Raw genomic sequence first — 22,415 nt, 5'->3', positions numbered from 1 at the left:
ATCACTGACAAGGATCACCCAGATGGATGAGAACAAGAAGCGCGCCCTTTCCGCCGCACTGAGCCAGATCGAAAAGCAATTCGGCAAGGGCTCGGTGATGCGCATGGGCGACCGTGTGATCGAGGCCGTCGAAGTCATTCCGACCGGCTCGCTGATGCTGGACATCGCACTGGGGATCGGCGGCCTGCCCAAGGGCCGTGTGGTCGAAATCTACGGTCCGGAATCGTCGGGCAAGACCACCCTGACCCTGCAGGCGATTGCCGAATGCCAGAAGAAGGGCGGCACCGCAGCCTTCATCGACGCTGAGCACGCGCTGGACCCGATTTATGCCGCCAAGCTGGGCGTCAACGTCGACGACCTGCTGCTGTCGCAACCGGATACCGGCGAGCAGGCGCTGGAAATCGCCGACATGCTGGTGCGTTCCGGTTCGGTGGACATCGTGGTGGTCGACTCGGTCGCCGCGCTGACCCCCAAGGCCGAAATCGAAGGCGAAATGGGTGACCAGCTGCCGGGTCTGCAGGCCCGCCTGATGAGCCAGGCGCTGCGCAAGCTGACCGGCAACATCAAGCGTTCCAACACCTTGGTGGTCTTCATCAACCAGTTGCGCCACAAGATCGGCGTGATGATGCCGGGCCAGAGCCCGGAAGTGACCACCGGCGGTAACGCGCTGAAGTTCTACGCTTCGGTCCGTCTGGATATCCGTCGTATCGGCGCGATCAAGAAGGGCGACGAGATCATCGGCAACCAGACCAAGATCAAGGTGGTCAAGAACAAGCTGGCGCCTCCGTTCAAGCAGGTCGTGACCGAAATCCTCTACGGCGAAGGCATCAGCCGAGAGGGTGAGCTGATCGACATGGGCGTGGAAGCCAAGCTGGTCGAGAAAGCCGGCGCCTGGTACAGCTATGGCGAAGAACGCATCGGGCAGGGCAAGGACAACGCACGCGGCTATCTTCGCGACAACCCGCAGGTTGCGGTGCGGCTGGAAGCCGAGCTGCGCGAGAAGTTCCAGCCGGCCGAAGCGCCGCGCGAAGCCGGTGACGACGTCGAGAAGGAATGACAGCAGCCCGTCAGAGCGAGCTGAGCCGTGATCAGGTCGGTGTCGGAGGCAAGCGCGAACCAGGATAGCCGAGTAGGCCATCCCTGGTTCCGCCCACCGGCCGCGCCCGGCTGATGGCAGAACGGCCGAACTGATGGCTGCGGCAAGTTTTCTATCGCGGGGACGGCGGAGTCAGTGCCGTCGCTTCCCGCGGTAGATCTATCGAAGGCCAGGAGGGCAGGCGCCACGGATGGCGCGTTGATGCTGTTTGAGTTTCGTACTCGGGACACCCACGATGGACGAGCAACCGCCCGCGCCAAAGCGGGGACGCCGGTTCAAGGAACAGACGCCGGTTCAACGCGCACTGGGACTGCTGGTGCGGCGCGAGCATTCGCGCAAGGAATTGAACCGCAAGCTGCTGGCGCGCGGGATCGAGCCGGACGCCGCACAGGCGGCCGTAGAGCGCCTGGCGGATGAAGGATGGCAGGACGACACCCGTTTTGCGGCTTCGGTCGTGCGCAATCGCGCAGGCTCGGGCTACGGCCCGCTGCATATCCGTGCCGAGCTCGGAACCCATGGACTGGACAGCGACGCCATCAGTGCCGCAATGGCGACATTCGAGGGCGACTGGACCGAAAACGCGCGCGATCTGATCCGCCGTCGCTTTGGCGACCAGGGCCCCACCGACCTGCCGCAGCGGCGCAAGGCCGCCGATCTGCTGGCCCGGCGTGGTTTTGATGGCAACAGCATTCGTAGTGCCACGCGCTTCGACCTTGAGGACTGAGGGCGTCAGGCCTGCTACCCTTCGTGGTTTCAGGTTGTTCCGCTCATCTGCGCCCACATCTCATTGGGTGACCGGGACTGCCGCCCGCCCAATGCCAGCACATGAACGCACCCGCCAAATTCAGCACTTCCCAGATCCGCAGTGACTTCCTCGCGTTTTTCGAGGGGAAAGGCCACACCATCGTGCCATCCGCGCCACTGGTGCCGGGCAACGACCCGACCTTGCTGTTCACCAACTCCGGCATGGTCCAGTTCAAGGACGTCTTCCTCGGCGCGGAAAAGCGCAGCTACGTGCGCGCGGCCGACGTGCAGCGTTGCCTGCGTGCCGGCGGCAAGCACAACGATCTGGATTCGGTGGGCTACACCGCGCGGCATCACACCTTCTTCGAGATGCTGGGCAACTGGTCGTTCGGTGATTACTTCAAGAAGGACGCCATCAGTTGGGCCTGGGAGCTGCTGACCCAGGTCTGGAAGCTGCCGGCTGACCGGCTGCTGGTCACCGTCTACCATACCGACGAAGAAGCCTTCGCCTTGTGGCGCGACATGATCGGCATTCCCGAAAGTCGCATCGTGCGCATCGGCGACAACAAGGGCGCGCCGTATGCGTCGGACAACTTCTGGCAAATGGCCGATACCGGCCCGTGCGGTCCGTGCACCGAGATCTTCTTCGACCACGGCGACCACATCGCCGGTGGTCCGCCCGGTTCGCCGGACGAGGATGGCGATCGCTTCATCGAGATCTGGAACCTGGTCTTCATGCAGTTCGACCGCCAGCCCGACGGCACCCTGGTGCCGTTGCCGGCGCCGTGCGTGGACACCGGCATGGGCCTGGAGCGGCTGGCTGCGATCCTGCAGCACGTGCATACCAACTACGAGATCGATCTGTTCCAGGCCTTGATCGGCAAGGCCAGTGCGCTGACCGGGGTCGCCGATCTGGAGAACAAGTCGCTGCGGGTGATCGCCGATCACATCCGCGCCTGTTCGTTCCTGATCGTCGATGGTGTGCTGCCGTCCAACGAGGGCCGTGGTTATGTGCTGCGCCGGATCATCCGGCGTGCGCTGCGACATGGCTGGATGCTGGGGGTGCGCCAGCCGTTCTTCGGCAAGATGGTGCCGACCCTGGTCGAGCTGATGGGCGAGGCCTATCCCGAACTGGTGGTCGCACGGGAGACCGTTACGCGGGCGCTGCTGGCCGAAGAGGAGCGCTTTGCCGAGACGCTGGACGCCGGCATGAAGATCTTCGACGAGGTCGCCGCGCGCTCGCAGGAAGTGATTCCCGGCGCCGATGCGTTCCGCCTCTTCGACACCTATGGATTTCCGGTCGATCTGACCTCCGACATCGCCCGCGAGCGTGGCTTGCGCGTGGACATGGAGGGCTTCGAGTTCGCCATGGAGCGTCAGCGCGAGACCGCGCGTGCCGCCGGCAAGTTCGGCGGTGGCGTCGCATTGCCGGCCGATCTGGTCGCCACCATGTCGCCGACGGTGTTTCTGGGCTATGAAGCCTATGACGCCGATGCGCTCAAGGTGGTGGCGTTGCTCAAGCAGGGCCGCCCGGTCGAGCGCGCGCAAGCCGGCGACGAGGTCATCGTATTCACCGATCGCACGCCGTTCTACGCCGAATCCGGTGGCCAGGTCGGTGATAGCGGCCAGCTCAGCGGTGGCGATGTCTCCATCGAGATCGTCGACACCCAGAAATTTGCCGGCCAGTTCCATGGCCATGTGGGGCGCATCACCGAGGGTACGCTGGCAGTGGGTGATGTGCTGGCGGGCGGCATCGACGTGCAGCGTCGTGGCAAGACCATCCTCAACCACTCGGCCACGCATCTGCTGCATGCGGCCCTGCGCGAGGTGCTGGGCACGCATGTGCAGCAGAAGGGGTCGCTGGTTGCGCCGGACCGCTTGCGCTTCGACTTCTCGCACTTCCAGCCGATCACGCCCGAAGAGCTTGCTGTGATCGAACGCAAGGTCAACGCAGAGGTGCGCACCAACCACAGCGTCGAAGTGCACAACATGGCGATGCAGGAAGCGCTGGATTTCGGCGCGATGGCCTTGTTCGGCGAAAAGTACGGCGAGAACGTGCGCGTGCTGAAGATGGGTGGCTATTCCACCGAACTCTGCGGTGGCACGCACGTGACCCGTACCGGCGATATCGGCCTGTTCAAGATCACCTCCGAAGGCGGTGTGTCCTCGGGCGTGCGTCGCATCGAAGCGGTGACCGGGCAGGGCGCGTTGGATCATGTCGCCGATGAAGAGCGACGTCTGTTCGAGGCGGCCAGCCTGCTCGGCGGCAACGCTACCGAGGTGGTCGACAAGGTGCGCGCGCTCACCGAGCGTCAGAAGCGGCTTGAGCGTGAGCTGGAGTCGCTCAAGGCCAAGCTGGCCTCCGGTGCCACTGCGGACCTGGGTTCCAGTGCCGTCGACGTGGCAGGCGTCAAGGTGGTCGCTGTGCGTCTGGAGGGTTTCGATGCCAAGGCGCTGCGCGATGCGATGGATCGTCTCAAGCAGCAGCTGGGCGATTCGGTCATCGTGTTGGCAGGTGCCGCGGGCGGCAAGGTAGCGCTCGTGGCCGGTGTGAATGGCAGCCCAACTGGCAAGGTGAAGGCGGGGGAACTCCTCGGCCATATCGCCAGTCAGATCGGGGGCAAGGGCGGCGGTCGTCCGGATCTCGCCCAGGGTGGTGGCGAGGATGGTCCCGCCCTTGCGACCGCGCTCGACGGCGTGCCCTCCTGGGTCAAGCAACACTTGGGCTGAACACTTGTGCTGGTATGCCTTGCTGGTTGGCAGGGTGTCCCGCTACCATTTCCGGTCTATTCCCTTTACCTAGGGCGGGCCTTATCAATCGGCCGCCGATGCTGGTGGGAAGCCCACCGGTTCCAGGAGATTTGCAAAATGTTGATCCTCACTCGCCGGGTAGGCGAAACCTTGATGATCGGCGACTCGGTCACTGTGACCGTACTCGGCGTCAAGGGTAATCAGGTGCGCATCGGCATCACCGCACCGAAAGATGTTGCTGTACACCGCGAAGAAATCTATCAGCGGATCCAGCGTGGGGATGAGCCGGTCGCTTCCGGTGCGCATCACGGCGACGATTCTTCGAATTGATCGTCATAAAGGGTTTACGTTAGCCCCTCTTACCCGGTATTCTTCGCGGCCTGCAACGGACACCGCGGCAGGACGCAAAAACTGGAGCGATGCCCGAGCGGCTGAAGGGGCTCCCCTGCTAAGGGAGTATAGGGTCAAAAGCTCTATCGAGGGTTCGAATCCCTCTCGCTCCGCCAGTGTTTTGAACGCCCGCAAATCCATGATTTGCGGGCGTTTTCATTTGTGTCGCCGTGGTGGCGACGATTGCAGGCAGGCGCCGGCGCAACGCCGGCAGCCGCACCGGCGGCAGCGTCTGAATTGCCATAAACGTGCCGTAGGCAGCGATTCAAGTAACCCGGGCATGGGTCGCTAAGGCTGTGACACCTCTTTCGGATCTCAACCCGATGCGCCTACCGCCGCTACTTGGACGCCTGTTTTCTTCCCGGAGCCGTGGGCTGCAGCACAAGGCCGATGCCGTGGACCGGGTGATGGCGGTGATCGAGTTCGATCTGGATGGCCGCATCCTGCATGTGAACCAGAACTTCCTGTCACTGATGGGCTACCGGCTGGACGAAGTCGTCGGTCAGCATCACCGCATGTTCGTGACCCCTGCCGACCGCGACAGCGAAAGCTACCGGCAGTTCTGGCAGGCGCTGCGCCGCGGCGACTTCAACGCCGGGCGGTTCTGTCGCCTGGACAAGCATGGGCGCGAGGTATGGATCAACGCCTCCTACAACCCGTTGCTGGATCGTGCGGGCAAGGCCTATCGGGTGGTCAAGTACGCCACCGACATCACTGCGCAGGTGCGCCAGACCGCCGATTTCGAAGGCCGCATCGATGCGATCGACAAGGTCATGGCGGTCATCGAGTTTTCGCTGGACGGCACGGTGCTCGATGCCAACGAGAATTTCCTTGCGGCCATGGGCTACCGGCTCGATGAGATCCGCGGCAAGCATCACGGCATGTTCGTGGACGCGCAAACGCGTCAGTCGGCGGCCTATCGCGCGTTCTGGGACAAGCTTGGGCGCGGCGCGTTCGACGCGGGCCGCTACAAGCGCATCGGCAAGGACGGTCGGGAGGTGTGGATCCAGGCGTCCTACAATCCTGTCCTCGACGAGCACGGGCGGCCGTACAAGGTGGTCAAGTACGCCACCGATGTGACCCGTCAGGTGATCGATTCGGCCGATGCCGATGGCCGCATTCAGGCCATCGACAAGGTCATGGGCGTGATCGAGTTCGATCTGCAAGGGCGTGTGCTGACCGCCAACGACAACTTCCTGGCCATTTTGGGGTACTCCGCGGAGGAGGCGATCGGCCAGCATCACCGCATCTTCGTCGACGCAAGCTACGGCGCCTCGGAAGACTACCGGCATTTCTGGATAAAGCTGGCGCGTGGCCAGTTCGATGCGGGCCGCTACCGTCGGCTGCACAAGGATGGCAGTTCGGTATGGATCCAGGCGTCCTACAACCCGATCCTGGACGTGTCCGGGCGGCCGTACAAGGTGGTCAAGTACGCCACCGATGTCACCGACCAGGTGCGCTCTGCCGAGCGCATGGGACAGTTGATGCAGCAGACACTGAGCATCGCGCAGAACGTGCAGCGCGAGGCACACCATATCTCGGTCAGCAATCAGGAGCTGGTGAGCCGCTCGTCCACGCAGTCGGCAGCGGTGGCGCAGACCTCGACCACCATCGACCAACTGGCAGAGACCGTCCGTACCAATTCCGACAGCGCCAATTCGGCCCAGCGCATGGCCGAAGCATCGGCCGATGTTGCGCGACGCGGCGCCACCGTCATCGCCGACATGGTCAAGACCACGGCCGGCATCCGCTCGGCGACCGATCGTATCGGCCAGATCATCGAGGTGATCGACGGCATTGCGTTCCAGACCAATATCCTGGCCTTGAATGCCGCCGTGGAAGCGGCACGTGCTGGCGAGCAGGGCCGTGGATTTGCCGTGGTGGCGACCGAGGTGCGTAGCCTGGCGCAGCGCTGCAGCGTCTCGGCGAAGGAGATTCGTGGCTTGATCGACAATGCGACCGACCAGGTGGGCGACGGTTCGCGCCTGGCCGAGCAGGCCGGTGTGGTGATGCAGGACATGGTCGGCTCGGTGCTGCGCGTCACCGCGACCGTGGAGCAGATTGCCGCTGCCAGCCAGGAGCAGGCGCGGGACATTTCCACCGCCAATACCGCGCTGCAATCGATCGGTGTGCAGGCGCGCGACCAGGCGCAGATGGTCGACGACCTGGCGCGTTCGGCGCGTGTGCTGGAAGCCGATGCCGATGCGCTGTTTGCCTTGGTCAATGGCGATGGCGAAGGTGATCGCGACACCGGGGCGGCGGCTGTGCGCAGCGAGGCCCCGATCAAGCCGCTTGCCAAGCCGCAGGCCGCGTGATCCCGCGCAGGGATGTGCTGATGCGCGGCCGCGTCGATGCATGGCGTCATGCATGGCAGCGGCATCGCCGGTGCCTTGCAGGCTGATCGCCTGAGCACAAAAAAGCCCGCCGGAAGCGGGCTTTGTGCTGTCGGCAAGTCTCCAGCGCGCAGCGTGCCGCATTGTCTGCTGCACGCTGCATGCCGGGCTGGCGCCGTTTACCGCGGCAGGTCGAACACCAGCACTTCCGCATCGCGTGCATCGGCCAGCACGATCTCCGGCTCGCCGGTGATCTGCAGCGCGTCGCCGGCCGACAGTGCCTGGCCATTGACGCTCAGGCTGCCGCGCGCCACCTGCACGTAGCCGATGCGGCCATCGGCCAGCGGCTGTTGCAGGCGCACCTGGCCATCGAGGATGGAGGCATACAGGCGTGCATCCTGGTGCAGGCGCAGCGAGCCGTGCTCGCCACCGGGCGAGGCGATCAGGCGCAGCTGGTTGCGCTTGCTGTCGGCATCGAAATGCTTCTCCTCGTAGCTGGGCTCGATGCCGTTGCGTTCGGGCATCACCCAGATCTGCAGGAAGTGCACCGGCTCGCTGGCCGAGTGGTTGAACTCGCTGTGGGTGACGCCGCTGCCGGCGCTCATGCGCTGCACGTCGCCGTAGTGCAGCACCGAGCCGGTGCCCATGCTGTCCTTGTGCTCCAGCGCGCCACCCAGGACGTAGGAGATGATCTCCATGTCGCGGTGGGCATGGGTGCCGAAGCCTTCGCCCGGGGTCACCTTGTCCTCATTGATCACCCGCAGCGGGCCGATGCCCATGTGGCGCGGGTCGTGGTAGCTGGCGAAGGAGAACGTATGGCGCGAGGACAGCCAGCCATGTTCGGCGCGGCCACGGGTTTCGCTCTTGCGGATAGTCAACATGCTGCTTCTCCTTGAAAGGTTCGAGTGTCGCCGGGAAGGGGAAATCGGTGTCCCAGCGGTTTGATGCGTAGTCTGGGCCTGCGTATCGGCCACGAAAAGCGAGTAGATTTGGCAGCTACCATCGAAAAAATCGAACAATGAATATCAGCCTGGAAGCGCTGCAGATCCTGGATGCGATCGACCGCCGCGGTTCGTTCGCGGCGGCGGCCAAGGTGATGTTCAAGGTGCCGTCGACGATTTCCTACACGGTCTCCAAGCTGGAGGACGACCTGGGCGTGCAGTTGTTCGAGCGGGTTGGACCGAAGGCCACGCCCACGCAGGCGGGGCGTGAGTTGCTGCGCGAAGGGCGGCAGCTGCTGCGCGCCGCGCAGGAGCTGGAGGTGCGGGTGCGGCGGGTGGCGTCGGGCTGGGAGTCGGACTTTGCGATCGGGCTGGACGCGATCCTGCCGGTCGCCCTGCTGCAGGCGCAGATCCTGGACTTCTACACGGTGGCCGACAGCACGCGCCTGCGCGTGGTGAGCGAATCCTTGTCCGGCAGTTGGGAGGCACTGCTGGATCGGCGCGTGGACCTGATCGTCGCGGCGGGCGAGGGCCCGAGCGGTGGTGGCTACGTCGCCGAGGCGATCGGGACGCTGCGCTTTGTGTTCGCGGTGGCCTCCACGCATCCGCTGGCCGGCGCCGGCACGCTGGGCGCGGCCGAACTGGCCGAACATCGTGCGATCGCGGTAGCCGATTCGGCACGGCGTCTGCTGCCACGCACGGTCGGCCTGCTGTCCGCGCGCGATGTGCTCACCGTGCCGGACATGCAGACCAAGCTGCAGCTGCAGCTGGCCGGCGCTGGCTACGGCTTTCTGCCCGAGCCATATGCGCGCGGCGCGCTGCAGGATGGCCTGCTGTGCGAGCTGCAGGTGGAAACCCGCAAACCCGACGAAACGTTCTACCTGGCCTGGCGGCCGGGCGAGGAGGGCGAGGCGCTGGGCTGGTGGCGGCGCGCATTGCGCAGCGATGGGCTGTTCGATGGCTGGTTGCAGTCGCTTGCCGAAACGTATCGTTCCGTCGCCGCCGGGCAGTCGCGCGCTTGAAGAAGGGCCGATAATGGGCCCTCGCCGTCGCGCAGGGGCGCCGCATGCAGGGCTTGATCGAACAGTACGGATTGGCGCTGGTCTTTGCCAACGTGCTGGCGTTGTCGCTGGGCCTGCCGGTGCCGGCGCTGCCGACCCTGGTGCTGGTCGGGGCCGGCTACGCGCTGCAGGGCGGGGAGGATGCCTGGCTGGCCGGACTGACGGCCTTGGCGGTGTCGGTGCTGGCAAGCCTGCTCGGCGACCTGGCCTGGTATCTGGCCGGCCGCCGTTTCGGCAATCGCACCTTGCAGTCGCTGTGCCGGCTGTCGCTGTCGCGCGATACCTGCATGAAAAAGACCGAGCGGTTCTTCTCGCGCTGGGGTGTGCGGGTGCTGGCGGTGGCCAAGTTCGTGCCCGGTCTGTCGATGGTCTCGGTGCCGATGGCCGGTGCGATGCGGGTGCGCCCGGCGGCGTTCCTGCGCTACGACGCCCTGGGCGCGTCGCTGTGGGCATTGGTCGGCCTGGGCCTGGGCGCGCTGTTCGCGCATCAGGTGCAGGACGTGCTGGCGTTGCTGTCCGACCTGGGGTCCGGTGCGATCGTCGTCGTGGCCGTGTCGCTGGCCTGCTACGTCGGCTGGCGCTGGTGGCGCCGGCATGCCCTGCTGCGTTCGCTGGAGCATGCGCGGATCGCCGTGGAGGAGCTGGTGCCGCTGCTCGATGGCGACGAAGCACTGCGGCCAACGGTGCTGGATATCCGGGCGCCGGGCCACCGCGATCTGCAGCCGTACACGATTCCCGGCGCGGTGTTTGCCGACGAGCGTCAGCTGGCGCAGATCCTTGCCAGCGTGCCGCGCGATCGCAGCGTGGTGATCTATTGCGCGTGTCCGGACGAGGTGTCGGCGGCGTGGCTGGCCGCTCGGATGCGCGAGCGCGGATATCGCGACGTGCGGCCGCTGTTGGGTGGGCTGGATGCCTGGCGCGACGCCGGGCATCCGGTGACCTCGCTGCTGCCGGTCGTGGTGATGGCCGGGGCCGATGCGCTGGATGCGATGGCCTGATCGCCATGATGCGGTGACTTGCAGCGCGCATGCCGGCCTGTCGCGCGTCTTGCTTGGCGTTCGCTGCGTCATAACGGCGCAGCCACGATTCGTCCTCGAACGGCAGGCAAAAAAAAGACCAGCAAGCTGGTCGTTTTCTTCAAGATTGGTGCGCCCGGAGAGATTCGAACTCCCGACCGCCTGGTTCGTAGCCAGGTACTCTATCCAACTGAGCTACGGGCGCATTATCTTGTTTTGACTTGCGTTTCGACTTGCAGATCCATCGCAGTGCGATAAGACCTTTTAACTAAAAAGACAGCGTTTGAAGGCTGTCTCTCGTTGTTCTGAAGATGGTGCGCCCGGAGAGATTCGAACTCCCGACCGCCTGGTTCGTAGCCAGGTACTCTATCCAACTGAGCTACGGGCGCGTCGTCAGGAGCGGAATTATGCGGATGCCTGGAGTGCTCGTCAATCCCTTTGTGAAAGTCGATTGTCGCTGCCCGCATCGCCAAGCTGCCGCCGCAGCGCAGCGGCAACGGCAGCAGGCGTCTTCATCCACGCAAAATGATCGCTACGCGTGCCCAGTTGCGCATCGTCCAGGGCGATGCGCTCGGCAGGTGCCTGCGGCATTTTCTGCAGCAAGGCCTGCAAGGCGCCGGGCGGGCCGAGGCGGTCGCGTGCGAAGGTTACTGCGCTGATCGGCATGCGCAGTTGGCCCAGCGCCTGTTCGAGATTCCATGACGTGCCGACCGCACGATAACGATTGCTGCGACCGACCTGCGCCCAATCGGCGATCAGACTGCGCGCCTCGGTTCCGCCGAAACCGAGCGTTCGTCCATGCAGCACGCCCTGGGTACGTGCCAGCCATGGCAGCAGTCGGAAGATCAGCGGCAGGCCGTAGCGCATCGGCACCGGGAAATTGCGCCAGTACGGCGAGCCGCTGGCGACCAGCCACAGCTGCGCAATCCGTGCAGGCTGCAACGCGGCATGGCAGCAGGCCAGTTGGCCGCCGAGGCTGTGACCGCCGAGCACGCACGGCAGCTGCGGGTCATGCAGGTCGAGCAGCGCCCGGCTGGCGGGAATATCGTCGGCAAGCAGCGTGCGATAGCCCCAGTCGTGCTGGCGCGAGGGGCGCAGGGTGCTGCTGCCATTGCCGCGCCATTCGTGCAGGTACACCGCAATGCCGGTGCCGGCCAGTGCATGCGCGAACGGCTGGTAGTGTCGCGCGGCGACCCCGAGTGCCGGCAGCCACAGCAGGCTGGCGATCGGCCGCGCCGGGGCGTGGCGCAGCACCTGCCAGGCATGTCCATCCACGGCGGTGACGGTGAGCGTGCTGGCGTGCAAGCTCATGGGCTGGGCGCGGCACCGAAATGGTCCAGGACCAGCACCTCGCCGTGACCGGGGCTGTGGCCGAGGCGGATGGCGCGCGCGACGTAGTCGATGGCCGCTTCGCAGGCATTGAGCAGGGACAGGCCCTGGCACACCTGCGCGGCAATAGCCGCCGACAAGCTGCAGCCGGTGCCGTGCGCATCGACCTGCAGGCGCGGATGCATGAACACGTCCTGGGTGACGCCGTCATCGAAGCGGTCGATCACGCGCGTGCCCTCGTGCAGGTGACCGCCCTTGAGCAGCACCGCGTTGGCGCCGAGGTCGAGCAGGGCGGCGGTGGCGTGCTCGGCGGCATCGGCATCGTCGATGCGGCGGCGGGTTAGCAGTTCGGCTTCGGGCGTATTCGGTGTGATCAGCGTGGCCAGCGGCAGCAGGCGCGTGCGCAGGGCCTCCAGCGCGGCGTCTTCGAGCAGGCGGGCGCCACTGGTGGACACCATCACCGGGTCGAGCACCACGAACGGCGGGCGATGGCTTTCAAGCAGATCGGCCACGCAATGGATGACCTCGGCATTGGCGAGCATGCCGAGCTTGACCGCCTGGATCTGGAAGTCGGCAAAGCAGGCATCGATCTGCGCCTGCAGGAACGCGATCGGCGGGACATGCACGGCAGTGACGGCGCGGGTGTTCTGCGCGGTCAACGCAGCGATGGCCGACAAGCCGTGCACGCGGTGCGCGGCGAAGGTCTTGAGGTCGGCCTGGATGCCGGCGCCACCGCCGGAATCGGAACCGGCGATGGTCAGGGCGGACAGCGTGCTGGACGTGGTCATGAGGGGATTCTGCACTGCCGCCTGGCGGAAGTGCGGATCATTGCGTGCGCCAGCGACGCCATTGCAGGTAGGCAATGTAGCCGGCACCGGTCAATCCGGTGAGGCCGGCTGGCAGGTAGAGCGCGTCGTAGTGCCAGCGCTGGAACAGCCAGGTGCCAAGCATGCTGCCGGCGAGAAAGCCGCTGATGATCAACCCGCTCAGCGTGAGCCGGCGCACCTGCAGCGGGCGCCCGCGCAGCAGGTGCCCCAGGCCGATGCCCAGGTCGGTGAACATGCCGCTCAGGTGCGTGGTGCGGACTGCGGCGCCACTGAGGGTGGTGGCCATGGCGTTCTGCAGCCCGCAGGCACCTGCGGCGACCAGCGCGCCGCCGACGTGATGCAGCTTGAACAGCGGAATCGCGGCCAGCAACAGCAGCGCTTCGAGCAGCAGCGCCGCGCCGTAGCGCTGTCCGAGCCGCAGGACATCGTCCTGGATGATCAGGCCGCTGAGCATGGAGCCTGCGCAGAAGGCGATCAGGATGCCCCACAGGAAGCCGATCTCCGGTGCGCTGTCCTGCACCAGGGCCACGCCGAGCAGGCTGGTGGTGCCGGTGAGGTGGCTGACCACCTGGTGTTCGGAACCCAGGTAGCCGACCACGTTGACCATGCCGGCCACACCCGACAACGCGACCGCGCCGATCCAGACCCAGCGCGGCAGCAACAGGCCCATCGCCGGTCAGGGCGTGCCGTTGATGGCGATCTGCGAAAACGCGCCGGTTTGCGGGTCGTACAACGCGCCCCAGAACGCACCGCCGCCATCGCACACCCGGATCGCGTCCCTGGCCGGTTTCACTGGCGGATCGTTCGGCAGCCTGAAGGCGTTAATGTAGATCAGCTGCTGGCCCTGGATCACCACGCCGACATACTGGCGGTCGAAATCACGTGGCTCGGGGATGGTCGGGGTCAAGGCATCCTGCCTGGATTCGAGCTGCTCGATCTGCTGCTGGCTCGGTGTCCAGTAGCCGGTGATCTGGCCAGGATGACGCGCCGGGCTGTCGCGCGAGCAGGTGTCCAGCACCTGCTCGGCGACGCTCTGGCGGGTGATGACCCAGGATTGCCCGCTCTTGAGGTTGGTGGGCACGCTGGCCGGAGGCGGCGTGGTCGCGCAGCCGGCAAGTGCCAGGACGGTGAACGCCGCCGCGCCGCGCAGCAGGTGCATCACAGCACCTCCGAGGCGAAGTCGGCCAGGCGCGACCGCTCGCCACGACGCAGCGTGATATGCGCGCTGTGCGGCCAGGCCTTGAAGCGGTCCACCGCATAGGTCAGGCCCGAGGTGGTCTCGGTGAGGTAGGGCGTATCGATCTGTTCGACATTGCCCAGGCACACGATCTTGGTGCCGGGGCCGGCACGGGTGATCAGCGTCTTCATCTGCTTGGGCGTGAGGTTCTGCGCTTCGTCCAGAATCAGGTAGCGCGACAGGAAGGTGCGCCCGCGCATGAAGTTCATCGAGCGGATCTTGATGCGGCTGGCGAGCAGGTCGTTGGTGGCCGCGCGGCCCCACGAGCCGCCTTCCTGGTTGTGGGTGAGCACTTCCAGGTTGTCGGTCAGTGCGCCCATCCACGGGGTCATCTTTTCCTCTTCGGTGCCGGGCAGAAAGCCGATGTCTTCGCCGACGCTGACGGTGGCGCGGGTCATGATGATTTCGCGGTAACGCTGCTGATCCATCGTCTGCGCCAGGCCGGCGGCCAGGGCGAGCAAGGTCTTGCCGGTACCGGCGGTGCCGAGCAGGGTGACGAAATCGATCTCCGGGTCCATCAAGGCATTGAGCGCGAAGTTCTGCTCGCGGTTGCGCGCCACGATGCCCCACACCGCGTGCTGGCCGCTGCGGAAATCGTCGACCAGGCACAGCGTGGCCTTGCCGCCGCCGACCTTGGCCACGCGCAGTTCCACTTCGTCCTCGCCCGGCAGATACAGGTACTGGTTCGGATACCAGTCCTCGTCGTCGGCCAGCACGATCTCGTAATGGGTGCGGCCACGCTCGTTCCAGCTGCGCAGGTCCTGGTTGTGCTTTTCCCAGAAGTTTTCCGGCAGCTCGATGGCGCCGGTGAACAGCAGGCTGAAATCGTCCAGCGCGCGATCGTTCTGGTAGTCCTCGGCATTCAGGCCGCTGATGTAGGCCTTGATGCGCAGGTTGATGTCCTTGGACACCAGGATGACCGGTACATCCGGATTCTCCTCGCACAGCGCCAGCACCGATGCCAGGATCTTGTTGTCCGGAATCATCGCGCCGAAGGTGCGGCCCGGGTCGATCGGATGGATCTGGAAATACAGCCGGCCGATCGCGGCCTGGCCCTTGAGCTGGATGCCCTGCGGATGGCTGAGCAGGATGCCGGCCTGGATCTGCTCGGCGTTGGTGTTCTCCAGCAATTCGTCCAGGAAGCGGCTGACCTGGCGCGCATTCCGGCTGACTTCGGACGTGCCCTTCTTGGCGTTGTCCAGTTCCTCGATCACCTGCATCGGCAGGAACACATCGTGTTCCTCGAATTTGAACAGCGCGGTGGGATCGTGCATCAGCACGTTGGTGTCCAGCACGTAGATGCGCTTGCCTCGGGTCATTGGGTCTTCCAAGTGATGGAACAGGGGCGAGCCATCACGCCTGCGGGGCAGGGTGATGGAGGACACGGGAAACCAGGGGGCGTCACTGTCTGGCGTGCGCCTTCAACGCGGCCAGCACGGCGTCGGCGTGGCCGGCCACCTTGACCTTGCGCCAGGCCTGCACCACCACCCCTTCGGGCGACAGCAGGAAGGTGCTGCGCTCGATACCGAGCACCTGCTTGCCGTACATGTTCTTTTCCTTGATCACGTCGAAGGCGCGGCACAGGGCCTGGTCGCCATCGCTGACCAACGGGAAGGCAAAGCCCTGCTTGGCGCAGAAATTGTCGTGCGACTTCACCGAGTCGCGCGACACGCCCAGCACGACCGCGCCGGCCTGCGTGAACTGCGGCAGCAGCGCGTTGAAATCCAGGCCTTCGGTGGTGCAGCCGGGCGTGCTGTCCTTCGGGTAGAAGTACAGCACCAGCCATTTGCCGGCGTAGCCGCGCAAGGTGGTCTGAATGCCACCGGACAGCGACAGTGGCAGGTCCAGGCTTGCGGCGGGGAGGTCAAGTACAGCGTCGGTCATCGTTGCTCAGCCCAAAGTGGAGGGGCGTGCGGCGCGGTCATGCCGGGCCGACGTCCATCCCATCATAAGCAGCCACGTGGAAACGTTTGGCAAGCGCGTCGAACTGCGCATTGCGCTGATTCAGCGACTCGATGGTGTGCTGTTCCAGCTTGTCCACATGCAGGAAGTAGGACTCCTCGTCGTCGCCATCGTCTTCGTCGCGTTCGCCGAGGAAGATGTCGATGACGCGATAGCCGTCCTGGGTCAGTTGCGCGGCGAGCTGTTGCAGCGGTTGCTGCGCCGGGTCGGCGAAGAAATATTCCCAGCGCAACGGCCCGTCGAGATTCCAGTCGGTCTCGGAGCGGATGTGCTCGAACATCTGTTTCAGTGCGGAAAGGGCAATGGCCATCGGGACGTCTGCCTCAGAACTTCATCGGGTCCATGATCGCGTCGAGATTGAGGTGATCACAGAATTCCAGGAAATCATCGCGCAGTGCGGCGATGTGCATGTTGGCCGGCACGCCGATCGTCACCTGCGCAGAGAACATCTCCGCGCCGGTCTGCATGGCGCGGTAGCGCGTGCTCTGCAGGTTCTCGATGGTGATGCCCTGGCGGTCGAAGAAATCGGCCAGCTGGAACAGGATGCCCGGCTTGTCGGCGGCGATGACTTCGACGATGTAGGGCAGCAGGTTGGACTGGGTCTGCTTGGGGCCGGTGCGGTACCACACCAGCTTCAGGCCTTCCTCGCGCTCGAGGCGGGTCAGCATGGCCTCCAGCTTGGCGACCGAGTCCCAGGAGCCGGTGGCCAGGGCGGTGACCGAGACATCGCGCCCCACGGTGGCCAGGCGGGCGTCCACGAGATTGCAGCCGCTATCGGCGATGCGGCGGGTGACGGGCAACAGGGGGGACTCCGGATGCGTCGTGTAGGCGTTGATCAGGAGGTGGTTTTCGGTCGGCGAGGGCCGGGGAGTTGAGTCGGTCAAAGGGGCTTCCGGCATTGCATCAGGCTGAATGGCCGCCCGGGCAGGCGCCCTGGCGGTGACCAGCATACTTGCCCGTGGTTTCGCGCCGCAAGTAACATGCAGGCGGCCACAACCCGCGTGCGCGCGGGCCTTTCCTGTCACGTAAGAGCAGCAGAATCTTGTCCCTTTCCGGCATCATCACCGCGCTGGCGACCCCTTTCGGTCCGGACGGCGCACTCGACCTGGATGCCTGGCGGCGGTTGCTGGAACAGCAACTGCACGGCGGCGTGCAGGGAATCGTCGTCGCCGGTTCCACCGGCGAGGCCGCCGCATTGAGCGACGAGGAGTACGACACCTTGTTGCGTGCCGCCGTCGCGCAGGTGGCCGGCCGCGTGCCGGTGCTGGCCGGCACCGGCCTGTCGGGCACCGCCAAGACCATCGCGCAGACGCGCCGCGCCGCTGCGCTGGGTGCGCAGTACGCGCTGGTGGTGACGCCGCCGTACGTGCGTCCGACCCAGGCCGGCCTGCAGGCGCATTTCCTGGCGGTTGCCGACAACGGCGGCTTGCCGGTGGTGCTGTACAACGTGCCTGGCCGCACCGGATGCGACCTGTTGCCGGAGACGGTTGCCGCGCTGGTCGGGCATCCGAACATCGTCGGCATCAAGGAAGCGCGCAGCGAGCCGGAGCGCGTTGCCGCGCTGGTGGCGCTGCGCAGCGAGTCCTTCGTGGTGCTCAGCGGTGATGACGGCAGTGCCGCGCAGGCGATGCTGTCCGGCGCCGACGGGTTGGTTTCGGTGGCGTCCAACGCCTTGCCGTCAGCCTATCGGCGCCTGTGCGACCTGGCCCGCGACGGCCAGCGCGAGGCAGCCACCACGTGGGACGCACGCCTGAGCGAGTACCACAGTTTCTGCGGCATCGAATCCAATCCCATCCCGGTCAAGGCGCTGCTGCAGCGCGCCGGGATCGGGCACGGCCTGCGTTTGCCGTTACTGCCCCTTTCTGCGGCGCACCAGCCTGCCGCCGACCGCCTTGCCGCCGACGCTATTGCGTTGGAAGCGCTTTCCAGCCGCGAAATGCTCGCGGCCTGACCCAGGAGATCTATCGATGCGTCATTCCGTTTCCCCCGTCCGCGTGCTCTCGCTCGCGTTGCTGGCGACCGCCACCGTCGCCGCCACGAGCGGTTGCAGCTGGTTCCACAAGGGCGCACGCGGTGACTACGCGCTGGCCCCGGAAGCCCGTCCGCTGGAAGTGCCGCCGGATCTGAACCTGCCCGATACCTCCGGCGCGATGAAGGTGCCGACGCTGGCTTCGACCGCGCAGCAGAACACTTCGGCGCCGCCGTCCGCCAGCGCCAACAGCGGCTTCACCGTGCCGGGCGAGCGCGACGAGGTGTTCGCCAAGGTGGGTGCGGCACTGGCCGACATTCCCGGCCTGACCATCGCCAGCAAGGCGCAGATGCTCGGTTCCTACGACGTGAGCTACGAAGGGTCCAGCTTCCTGGTGCGCGTGGTGAAGGTCGACGCCGGCAGCTACGTGTCGGCAGTGGATCCGCGCGGCATGCCGGCCACCGCGGCAGCGCCGGTGGCGGTGATCACCGCGTTGAAGGGCAAGCTGGGCGGCTGAGGCCGCTGCAGCCATCGCAGACAGCAGAACGGGCGCTTCGGCGCCCGTTTTGCGTTTCTGATGCGGTGTCGTCGCAGCGCTGCCGTGGCGTTGCTGCGGCTGGAGGCGGTCAGGCGCTATGTCAGCGCTGCAGCAGCGGCAGCTTGTTCGGCTTGCCGTCCCATTCGGCGGCATCGGGCAGCGGCTCCTGGCGCACGGTCAGCACCGGCCAGGCCTTGGCCAGCTCGGCGTTGAGCGCGACGAAGCCTTCCTGGCCTGCCGGGACGTCGTCTTCCGGGTAGATCGCGTTGGCCGGGCATTCCGGCTCGCACAGCGTGCAGTCGATGCACTCATCCGGGTCGATGACCAGGAAGTTCGGGCCGACATGGAAGCAATCCACCGGACAGACCTCGACACAGTCGGTGTATTTGCACTTGATGCAGTTTTCGGTGACAACAAAAGGCATGGCGGAATCCGGCGTTTAGCCTGTCAATTCTAAAGCAGTCCGGTGGCCGGTGTGGGATTGGCGGGGATTTGTCCGCCCCGGCCGTGGCCGGCCGGTTGCGTGCTGGGCGTCTGCGCTCAGGCCAACCCGCGCTGCCTGGCCAGCGCGAACAATCCCGTGGCGGCCAGATCTTCCGGATGCCGCTGTGTCTGCACGCCCAGATGCGCCAGCGCCAGCGCATAGCGTTGTGCCAGGCCGGGGCTGCCGACCAGGTGCACGGTGGCGTGATCGCCGCGGTGCTCGCGCAGTTCGTGGCCGATCAGCAGGCCCGACAGATAGGACGGCAGTGCGGCGGCGGTGAGGCGGTCGAACAGGCCCAGGGTACGCGCGCCGAACAGGTGGTGGCTGAGCCCGCCGGGCTCGGCGCTGCGATCAACGCCTTGCGCGAATGCGTCGGTGTCCAGGTCCGCAGGATCGTCCTGCATCAGCTTGCCCAGGATGCTGTGCTGGCGCAGCACCGCATACAGCTCGCCGGTCATGACGGTGGCAAAACCGGTCAGCTGGCCGTGGTCGAGCTGTGCCCATTTGCTGTGGGTTCCGGGCAGGCAGGCGACGTGCGTGCCGTCGCCGAGCGCGGCGAGCAGGCCGACCAGCTGGGTTTCCTCGCCACGCATGACATCGGGCACGCCATGCTGCTGGCCGGTGCTCACGCCGGGCACGAACCACAGCGTGCGTCCGGGCAGCAGGTCGTCGTAGCTGCGCATCGCCTGCGCCAGCGCGGCGGTATCGGCCGGGCAGGGCAGATAGGCCTGTTCGACCCAGCCATTGCGGCTGCCGATCATGCCCGACAGCAGCAGCGGGCCGTCCCAGCCCTCGGTCAGCGTGCTCAGCACCTCGCCGAAGCGGCCCTGGCAGGCCAGGATGCCGTCGCTGCCGCGGCGCTGCTCCAGCACCTGGCCGTCGGCAGCGAGCAGATAGCCGCGCAGGCTGCTGGTGCCCCAGTCGATGGCGATCATGCGCTGGCCACCCGACTCTCGGGCAGGCCGTTGATCGGCACGTCGCAGACGTACAGGCCGCCGGCTTCCGGGGTGCGGGCCAGTTCCTCGGCGCTGTGGTCCAGGCGCGAGCTGATCACGTGCAGGCGGTCCAGCGCGGCGCCGCCGAAGGCGCTGCAGGTGGGGTGCTTGACCGGCACTTGCACGATGCGCTCGGTGCTGCCGTCGGGGCGGTAGCGCACCACGCGCCAGGCGCGCCACTGCGCATTCCACAGATGGCCCTGGCTGTCGATGATGGAGCCGTCCGGCTCGGCATCGGCGCGGTCCAGCGTGGTGAACACGCGCACGTTGCTGGTCTGGGCGGTGTCGGCATCGTAATCGCAGCACAGGATCTGCGGGCGCAGCGAGTCGCAGTAGTACAGCGTGCGGCCGTCGGGGCTGAAGCAGATCGAGTTGGGGATCGACACGCCCGGCAGCGGCAACGCACGCAGGCCGTGGCGCAGCGAGAACTGGTACATCGCACCGCGTGCGGCCTTGTGGTCGTGCTCGTCCATGGTGCCGAACACGAGGTTGCCGTTGCGGTCGGCGCGGCCATCGTTGCTGCGCGTATGCGGGTTGTCGGCTTCGATATCGGCCAGGTGCTGGAGCGGCAGGCTGTCGCCGTCGGCATTGTCCGGGTCGGCGATGCAGATCGACTTGGCCAGCGCGATCAGCACGCGGCCGTCGTCCATCAATCCCAGGCAGCCGGGGCGGTCCGGCAACGTCCAGTACCGGGTGTGGCCGCTGTGCGGATGATGCCGCCACAGGCGCTTCTCGCTGATGTCCACCCAGTACAGCGCTTCACGCTGCTCGCACCACAGCACGCCTTCGCCATGCGTGCAGCGGCTGTCGACCGCCAGCACGGCGGTGTGTTCGGGCGTGCTCACCATTCGGCGATGCTGCCATCGCTGTGACGCCAGACCGGGTTGCGCCAGTCCGGCGGATTTTCGTTTGCGCGCTTGAGCATGTCTTCGTCGATCTCCACACCGAGCCCGGGCTTGGGCAGGGCGGCGATACTGCCATCGACACACTGAAAATCGTCTTTATTGATGACGTAGTCGAGCAGGTCGGCACCTTCGTTGTAGTGGATGCCGATGCTCTGTTCCTGCAGCACCGCGTTGTGCGACACGAAGTCCACGTGCAGGCAGGCGGCCAGCGCGATCGGGCCGAGCGGGCAGTGCGGCGCGAAGCCGACATCGTAGGCCTCGGCCATCGCGGCGATCTTGACGCACTCGGTGATGCCGCCGGCATGCGACAGGTCCGGCTGCACCATGCCGATCCCGCCGGCGCACAGCACGTTCTTGAATTCGAAGCGCGAGAACATGCGCTCGCCGGCGGCCAGCGGAATCGAGGTGCTTGCGGCCAGGCGCGGGTAGTACTCGGCCTGTTCGGCCAGCACCGGTTCCTCGACGAACAGCGGCTTGAACGGTTCCAGCTCGCGCAGCAGCGCCTTGGCCATCGGCGCGCCGACGCGGCCGTGGAAGTCGATACCGAAGTCGATGGTGTTGCCGAAGGCCTCGCGGATCTCGGCGACCTTGACCACCGCCGCATCGACCGCGCGCGCGCTGTCTATCAGCTTCATTTCCTCGGTGCCGTTGAACTTGAAGGTGTCAAAGCCCAGTGCACGGTAGTCGGTGATCTGCTGGATGATCGCACCGGGGCGGTCGCCGCCGACCCAACGATAGGTCTTCATGCGATCGCGCACCAGCCCGCCCAGCAACTCGTACACCGGCACGCCCAAGGCCTTGCCCTTGATGTCCCACAAGGCCTGGTCGATGCCGGCGATGGCGCTCATCAGGATCGCGCCGCCACGGTAGAAACCGGCGCGGTACATGGTCTGCCACAGGTCGTTGATGCGCGCCGGATCCTTGCCGATCACATAGCCGGCCAGTTCATGCACGGCAGCTTCCACCGAGCGCGCGCGGCCTTCGATGACCGGCTCTCCCCAGCCGGTGATGCCCTCGTCGGTCTCGACCTTGAGGAACAGCCAGCGCGGTGCGGCGTGGTAGGTGGTGAGGCGGGTGATCTTCATCCTTGCAGTTCCTGGTAGGCCTGCACGAAGGCGCGTGCATGCGTCTGGGTCGTTTCGAGCGATTGCGCGGGTTTGTACAGTTCGCCACCGATGCCGGCGCCGGCGGCGCCCTGGGCAACGAAGCCGGCCAGGGTCTGCGGGCTGACGCCGCCGACCACGTAGACCGGAATGTGGGTGGGCAGCACCGAGCGCAGCGCGCGCACATGCGCTGCGCCATAGGTGGCTGCCGGGAACAGCTTCAGGATCGTTGCGCCGGCATCGATGGCGTCGAACGCCTCGCTGGCGGTGGCGAAACCGGCCACCACGGTGAGCCCGCGCGACACCGCATGGCGGATCAGCGACGGGCGCGTGTTCGGGGTGACGATGAAGCGCGCACCAATCTCGGCCAGGGTGTCAACATCGTCGTTGCGCAGCACGGTGCCGGCGCCGATCCAGGCGCGCTCGCCGTAGGTCTGCTGCGCGAGCGCGATGCTCTCGGCCCAGCGCGGCGAATTGAGCGGGATCTCGATCGCGTCGAAACCGGCGTCGATCAGTGCACCGACATGGTCGAGCGTTTCTTCCGGCGTGATGCCACGCAGGATGGCGATCAGTGGCAGGGCGAACAGGCTGGCGGTGGTGTCTGAGGTCATCGTGTTACTCGCGATAGAGCGGAAAACGGCCGTCGGCGACCGAAGGGCCGCCAACGTCGGGGGAGGGTGCAGCGCTGCACGGCGCTGCGCGGAGGATGGCAGGCAGCGACGACGCGGTGGCTG

General features: G+C 66.1%; 23 protein-coding genes and 3 tRNA genes. 10 read left to right on the top strand and 16 right to left on the bottom strand.

Going from position 1 to position 22,415, the window contains the following annotated elements; all coding sequences use genetic code 11:
- The first annotated feature begins 22 nt into the window (after positions 1 to 22).
- The 6 genes from recA (at position 23) to EO174_RS22060 (ending at position 7,296) form a co-directional block, all read left to right on the top strand.
- On the top strand, positions 23 to 1,057 hold the full coding sequence (recA, locus tag EO174_RS22090; RefSeq protein ID WP_016904265.1) for a recombinase RecA: 1,035 nt from the start codon (positions 23 to 25) through the stop codon (positions 1,055 to 1,057).
- A 274-nt stretch (positions 1,058 to 1,331) separates the two neighbouring features.
- Positions 1,332 to 1,820 carry a recombination regulator RecX gene (recX, locus tag EO174_RS22080; RefSeq protein ID WP_104582899.1) on the top strand — a complete coding sequence of 163 codons (489 nt, stop codon included), beginning with the start codon at positions 1,332 to 1,334 and terminating at the stop codon, positions 1,818 to 1,820.
- Positions 1,821 to 1,921: 101 nt separating this feature from the next.
- The gene (gene alaS / locus EO174_RS22075; protein WP_126947565.1) at positions 1,922 to 4,570 is read left to right on the top strand and encodes an alanine--tRNA ligase; all 2,649 of its coding nucleotides are present in this window, start codon (positions 1,922 to 1,924) and stop codon (positions 4,568 to 4,570) included.
- A gap of 138 nt (positions 4,571 to 4,708) precedes the next feature.
- A complete protein-coding gene (gene csrA, locus EO174_RS22070) occupies positions 4,709 to 4,921 on the top strand; it encodes a carbon storage regulator CsrA (protein ID WP_003481884.1) in 213 nt (70 codons plus the stop codon).
- A gap of 83 nt (positions 4,922 to 5,004) precedes the next feature.
- A tRNA-Ser gene (locus EO174_RS22065) sits at positions 5,005 to 5,097 on the top strand.
- A gap of 234 nt (positions 5,098 to 5,331) precedes the next feature.
- Positions 5,332 to 7,296 (top strand): PAS domain-containing protein, encoded by a 1,965-nt coding sequence (locus tag EO174_RS22060; RefSeq protein WP_241240064.1) that lies wholly within the window; start codon positions 5,332 to 5,334, stop codon positions 7,294 to 7,296.
- A 197-nt stretch (positions 7,297 to 7,493) separates the two neighbouring features.
- On the opposite strand, the gene EO174_RS22055 is transcribed toward EO174_RS22060, so the two are convergent.
- The gene (locus EO174_RS22055; protein ID WP_126947561.1) at positions 7,494 to 8,195 is read right to left on the bottom strand and encodes a pirin family protein; all 702 of its coding nucleotides are present in this window, start codon (positions 8,193 to 8,195) and stop codon (positions 7,494 to 7,496) included.
- A 137-nt stretch (positions 8,196 to 8,332) separates the two neighbouring features.
- Between EO174_RS22055 and EO174_RS22050 the strand changes: the two genes are divergently transcribed.
- Positions 8,333 to 9,277, top strand: coding sequence for a LysR family transcriptional regulator (locus tag EO174_RS22050; protein ID WP_126947558.1), 945 nt, complete (start codon positions 8,333 to 8,335; stop codon positions 9,275 to 9,277).
- A gap of 44 nt (positions 9,278 to 9,321) precedes the next feature.
- Entirely contained in the window at positions 9,322 to 10,314 is a 993-nt protein-coding gene (locus EO174_RS22045; RefSeq protein ID WP_126947555.1) for a DedA family protein/thiosulfate sulfurtransferase GlpE, read from the top strand.
- 146 nt (positions 10,315 to 10,460) lie between these two features.
- Here the strand turns inward: EO174_RS22045 and EO174_RS22040 are convergent.
- The 10 genes from EO174_RS22040 to EO174_RS21995 form a co-directional block, all read right to left on the bottom strand.
- Positions 10,461 to 10,537 (bottom strand) — tRNA-Arg (locus tag EO174_RS22040).
- A 107-nt stretch (positions 10,538 to 10,644) separates the two neighbouring features.
- Positions 10,645 to 10,721, bottom strand: a tRNA-Arg gene (locus EO174_RS22035).
- A 40-nt stretch (positions 10,722 to 10,761) separates the two neighbouring features.
- Positions 10,762 to 11,643, bottom strand: a complete 882-nt coding sequence (locus EO174_RS22030; protein ID WP_126947552.1) for an alpha/beta fold hydrolase — start codon at positions 11,641 to 11,643, stop codon at positions 10,762 to 10,764.
- Complete coding sequence (gene thiD, locus EO174_RS22025) at positions 11,640 to 12,449, bottom strand: bifunctional hydroxymethylpyrimidine kinase/phosphomethylpyrimidine kinase (RefSeq protein WP_164740301.1); 810 nt, start codon at positions 12,447 to 12,449, stop codon at positions 11,640 to 11,642. Before thiD ends, EO174_RS22030 begins: the two co-directional genes overlap by 4 nt.
- 37 nt (positions 12,450 to 12,486) lie before the next feature.
- Positions 12,487 to 13,158, bottom strand: coding sequence for a YoaK family protein (locus tag EO174_RS22020; protein ID WP_126947544.1), 672 nt, complete (start codon positions 13,156 to 13,158; stop codon positions 12,487 to 12,489).
- Positions 13,159 to 13,164: 6 nt separating this feature from the next.
- Entirely contained in the window at positions 13,165 to 13,647 is a 483-nt protein-coding gene (locus EO174_RS22015) for a hypothetical protein (RefSeq protein ID WP_126947541.1), read from the bottom strand.
- The gene (locus tag EO174_RS22010) at positions 13,647 to 15,044 is read right to left on the bottom strand and encodes a PhoH family protein (RefSeq protein ID WP_104582909.1); all 1,398 of its coding nucleotides are present in this window, start codon (positions 15,042 to 15,044) and stop codon (positions 13,647 to 13,649) included. Before EO174_RS22010 ends, EO174_RS22015 begins: the two co-directional genes overlap by 1 nt.
- Before the next feature lie 82 nt (positions 15,045 to 15,126).
- Positions 15,127 to 15,609 carry a peroxiredoxin gene (locus EO174_RS22005; protein WP_104582910.1) on the bottom strand — a complete coding sequence of 161 codons (483 nt, stop codon included), beginning with the start codon at positions 15,607 to 15,609 and terminating at the stop codon, positions 15,127 to 15,129.
- 37 nt (positions 15,610 to 15,646) lie between these two features.
- A complete protein-coding gene (locus EO174_RS22000) occupies positions 15,647 to 15,997 on the bottom strand; it encodes a ribonuclease E inhibitor RraB (protein WP_104582911.1) in 351 nt (116 codons plus the stop codon).
- A 13-nt stretch (positions 15,998 to 16,010) separates the two neighbouring features.
- Entirely contained in the window at positions 16,011 to 16,637 is a 627-nt protein-coding gene (locus tag EO174_RS21995) for a glycine cleavage system protein R (protein WP_002813792.1), read from the bottom strand.
- Between the two features lie 92 nt (positions 16,638 to 16,729).
- On the opposite strand from EO174_RS21995, the gene dapA reads away from it, so the two are divergent.
- Both dapA and EO174_RS21985 read left to right on the top strand, forming a co-directional pair.
- Positions 16,730 to 17,638 (top strand): 4-hydroxy-tetrahydrodipicolinate synthase, encoded by a 909-nt coding sequence (gene dapA / locus EO174_RS21990; protein ID WP_126942543.1) that lies wholly within the window; start codon positions 16,730 to 16,732, stop codon positions 17,636 to 17,638.
- Positions 17,639 to 17,654: 16 nt separating this feature from the next.
- Positions 17,655 to 18,173, top strand: coding sequence for a hypothetical protein (locus EO174_RS21985; protein ID WP_104582913.1), 519 nt, complete (start codon positions 17,655 to 17,657; stop codon positions 18,171 to 18,173).
- 121 nt (positions 18,174 to 18,294) lie between these two features.
- Here the strand turns inward: EO174_RS21985 and fdxA are convergent, their stop codons facing one another.
- The 5 genes from fdxA to EO174_RS21960 form a co-directional block, all read right to left on the bottom strand.
- Complete coding sequence (gene fdxA / locus EO174_RS21980) at positions 18,295 to 18,618, bottom strand: ferredoxin FdxA (RefSeq protein WP_006453280.1); 324 nt, start codon at positions 18,616 to 18,618, stop codon at positions 18,295 to 18,297.
- A 116-nt stretch (positions 18,619 to 18,734) separates the two neighbouring features.
- On the bottom strand, positions 18,735 to 19,613 hold the full coding sequence (locus EO174_RS21975) for a 2-dehydro-3-deoxygalactonokinase (protein ID WP_126947538.1): 879 nt from the start codon (positions 19,611 to 19,613) through the stop codon (positions 18,735 to 18,737).
- Positions 19,610 to 20,521, bottom strand: a complete 912-nt coding sequence (locus EO174_RS21970; protein WP_126947535.1) for an SMP-30/gluconolactonase/LRE family protein — start codon at positions 20,519 to 20,521, stop codon at positions 19,610 to 19,612. Before EO174_RS21970 ends, EO174_RS21975 begins: the two co-directional genes overlap by 4 nt.
- Positions 20,515 to 21,663 carry a galactonate dehydratase gene (gene dgoD, locus EO174_RS21965; protein ID WP_104582916.1) on the bottom strand — a complete coding sequence of 383 codons (1,149 nt, stop codon included), beginning with the start codon at positions 21,661 to 21,663 and terminating at the stop codon, positions 20,515 to 20,517. The genes EO174_RS21970 and dgoD overlap by 7 nt, the downstream gene beginning before the upstream one ends.
- Positions 21,660 to 22,292, bottom strand: coding sequence for a 2-dehydro-3-deoxy-6-phosphogalactonate aldolase (locus EO174_RS21960; protein ID WP_126947532.1), 633 nt, complete (start codon positions 22,290 to 22,292; stop codon positions 21,660 to 21,662). Before EO174_RS21960 ends, dgoD begins: the two co-directional genes overlap by 4 nt.
- Between the last annotated feature and the right edge of the window lie 123 nt (positions 22,293 to 22,415).

Source organism: Xanthomonas sp. BRIP62418, assembly GCF_003993495.1.
Lineage (GTDB): Bacteria > Pseudomonadota > Gammaproteobacteria > Xanthomonadales > Xanthomonadaceae > Xanthomonas > Xanthomonas euroxanthea.
The sequence above is the reverse complement of the archived record's forward strand: the minus strand, read 5'-3'. Positions and strand labels throughout refer to the sequence as shown.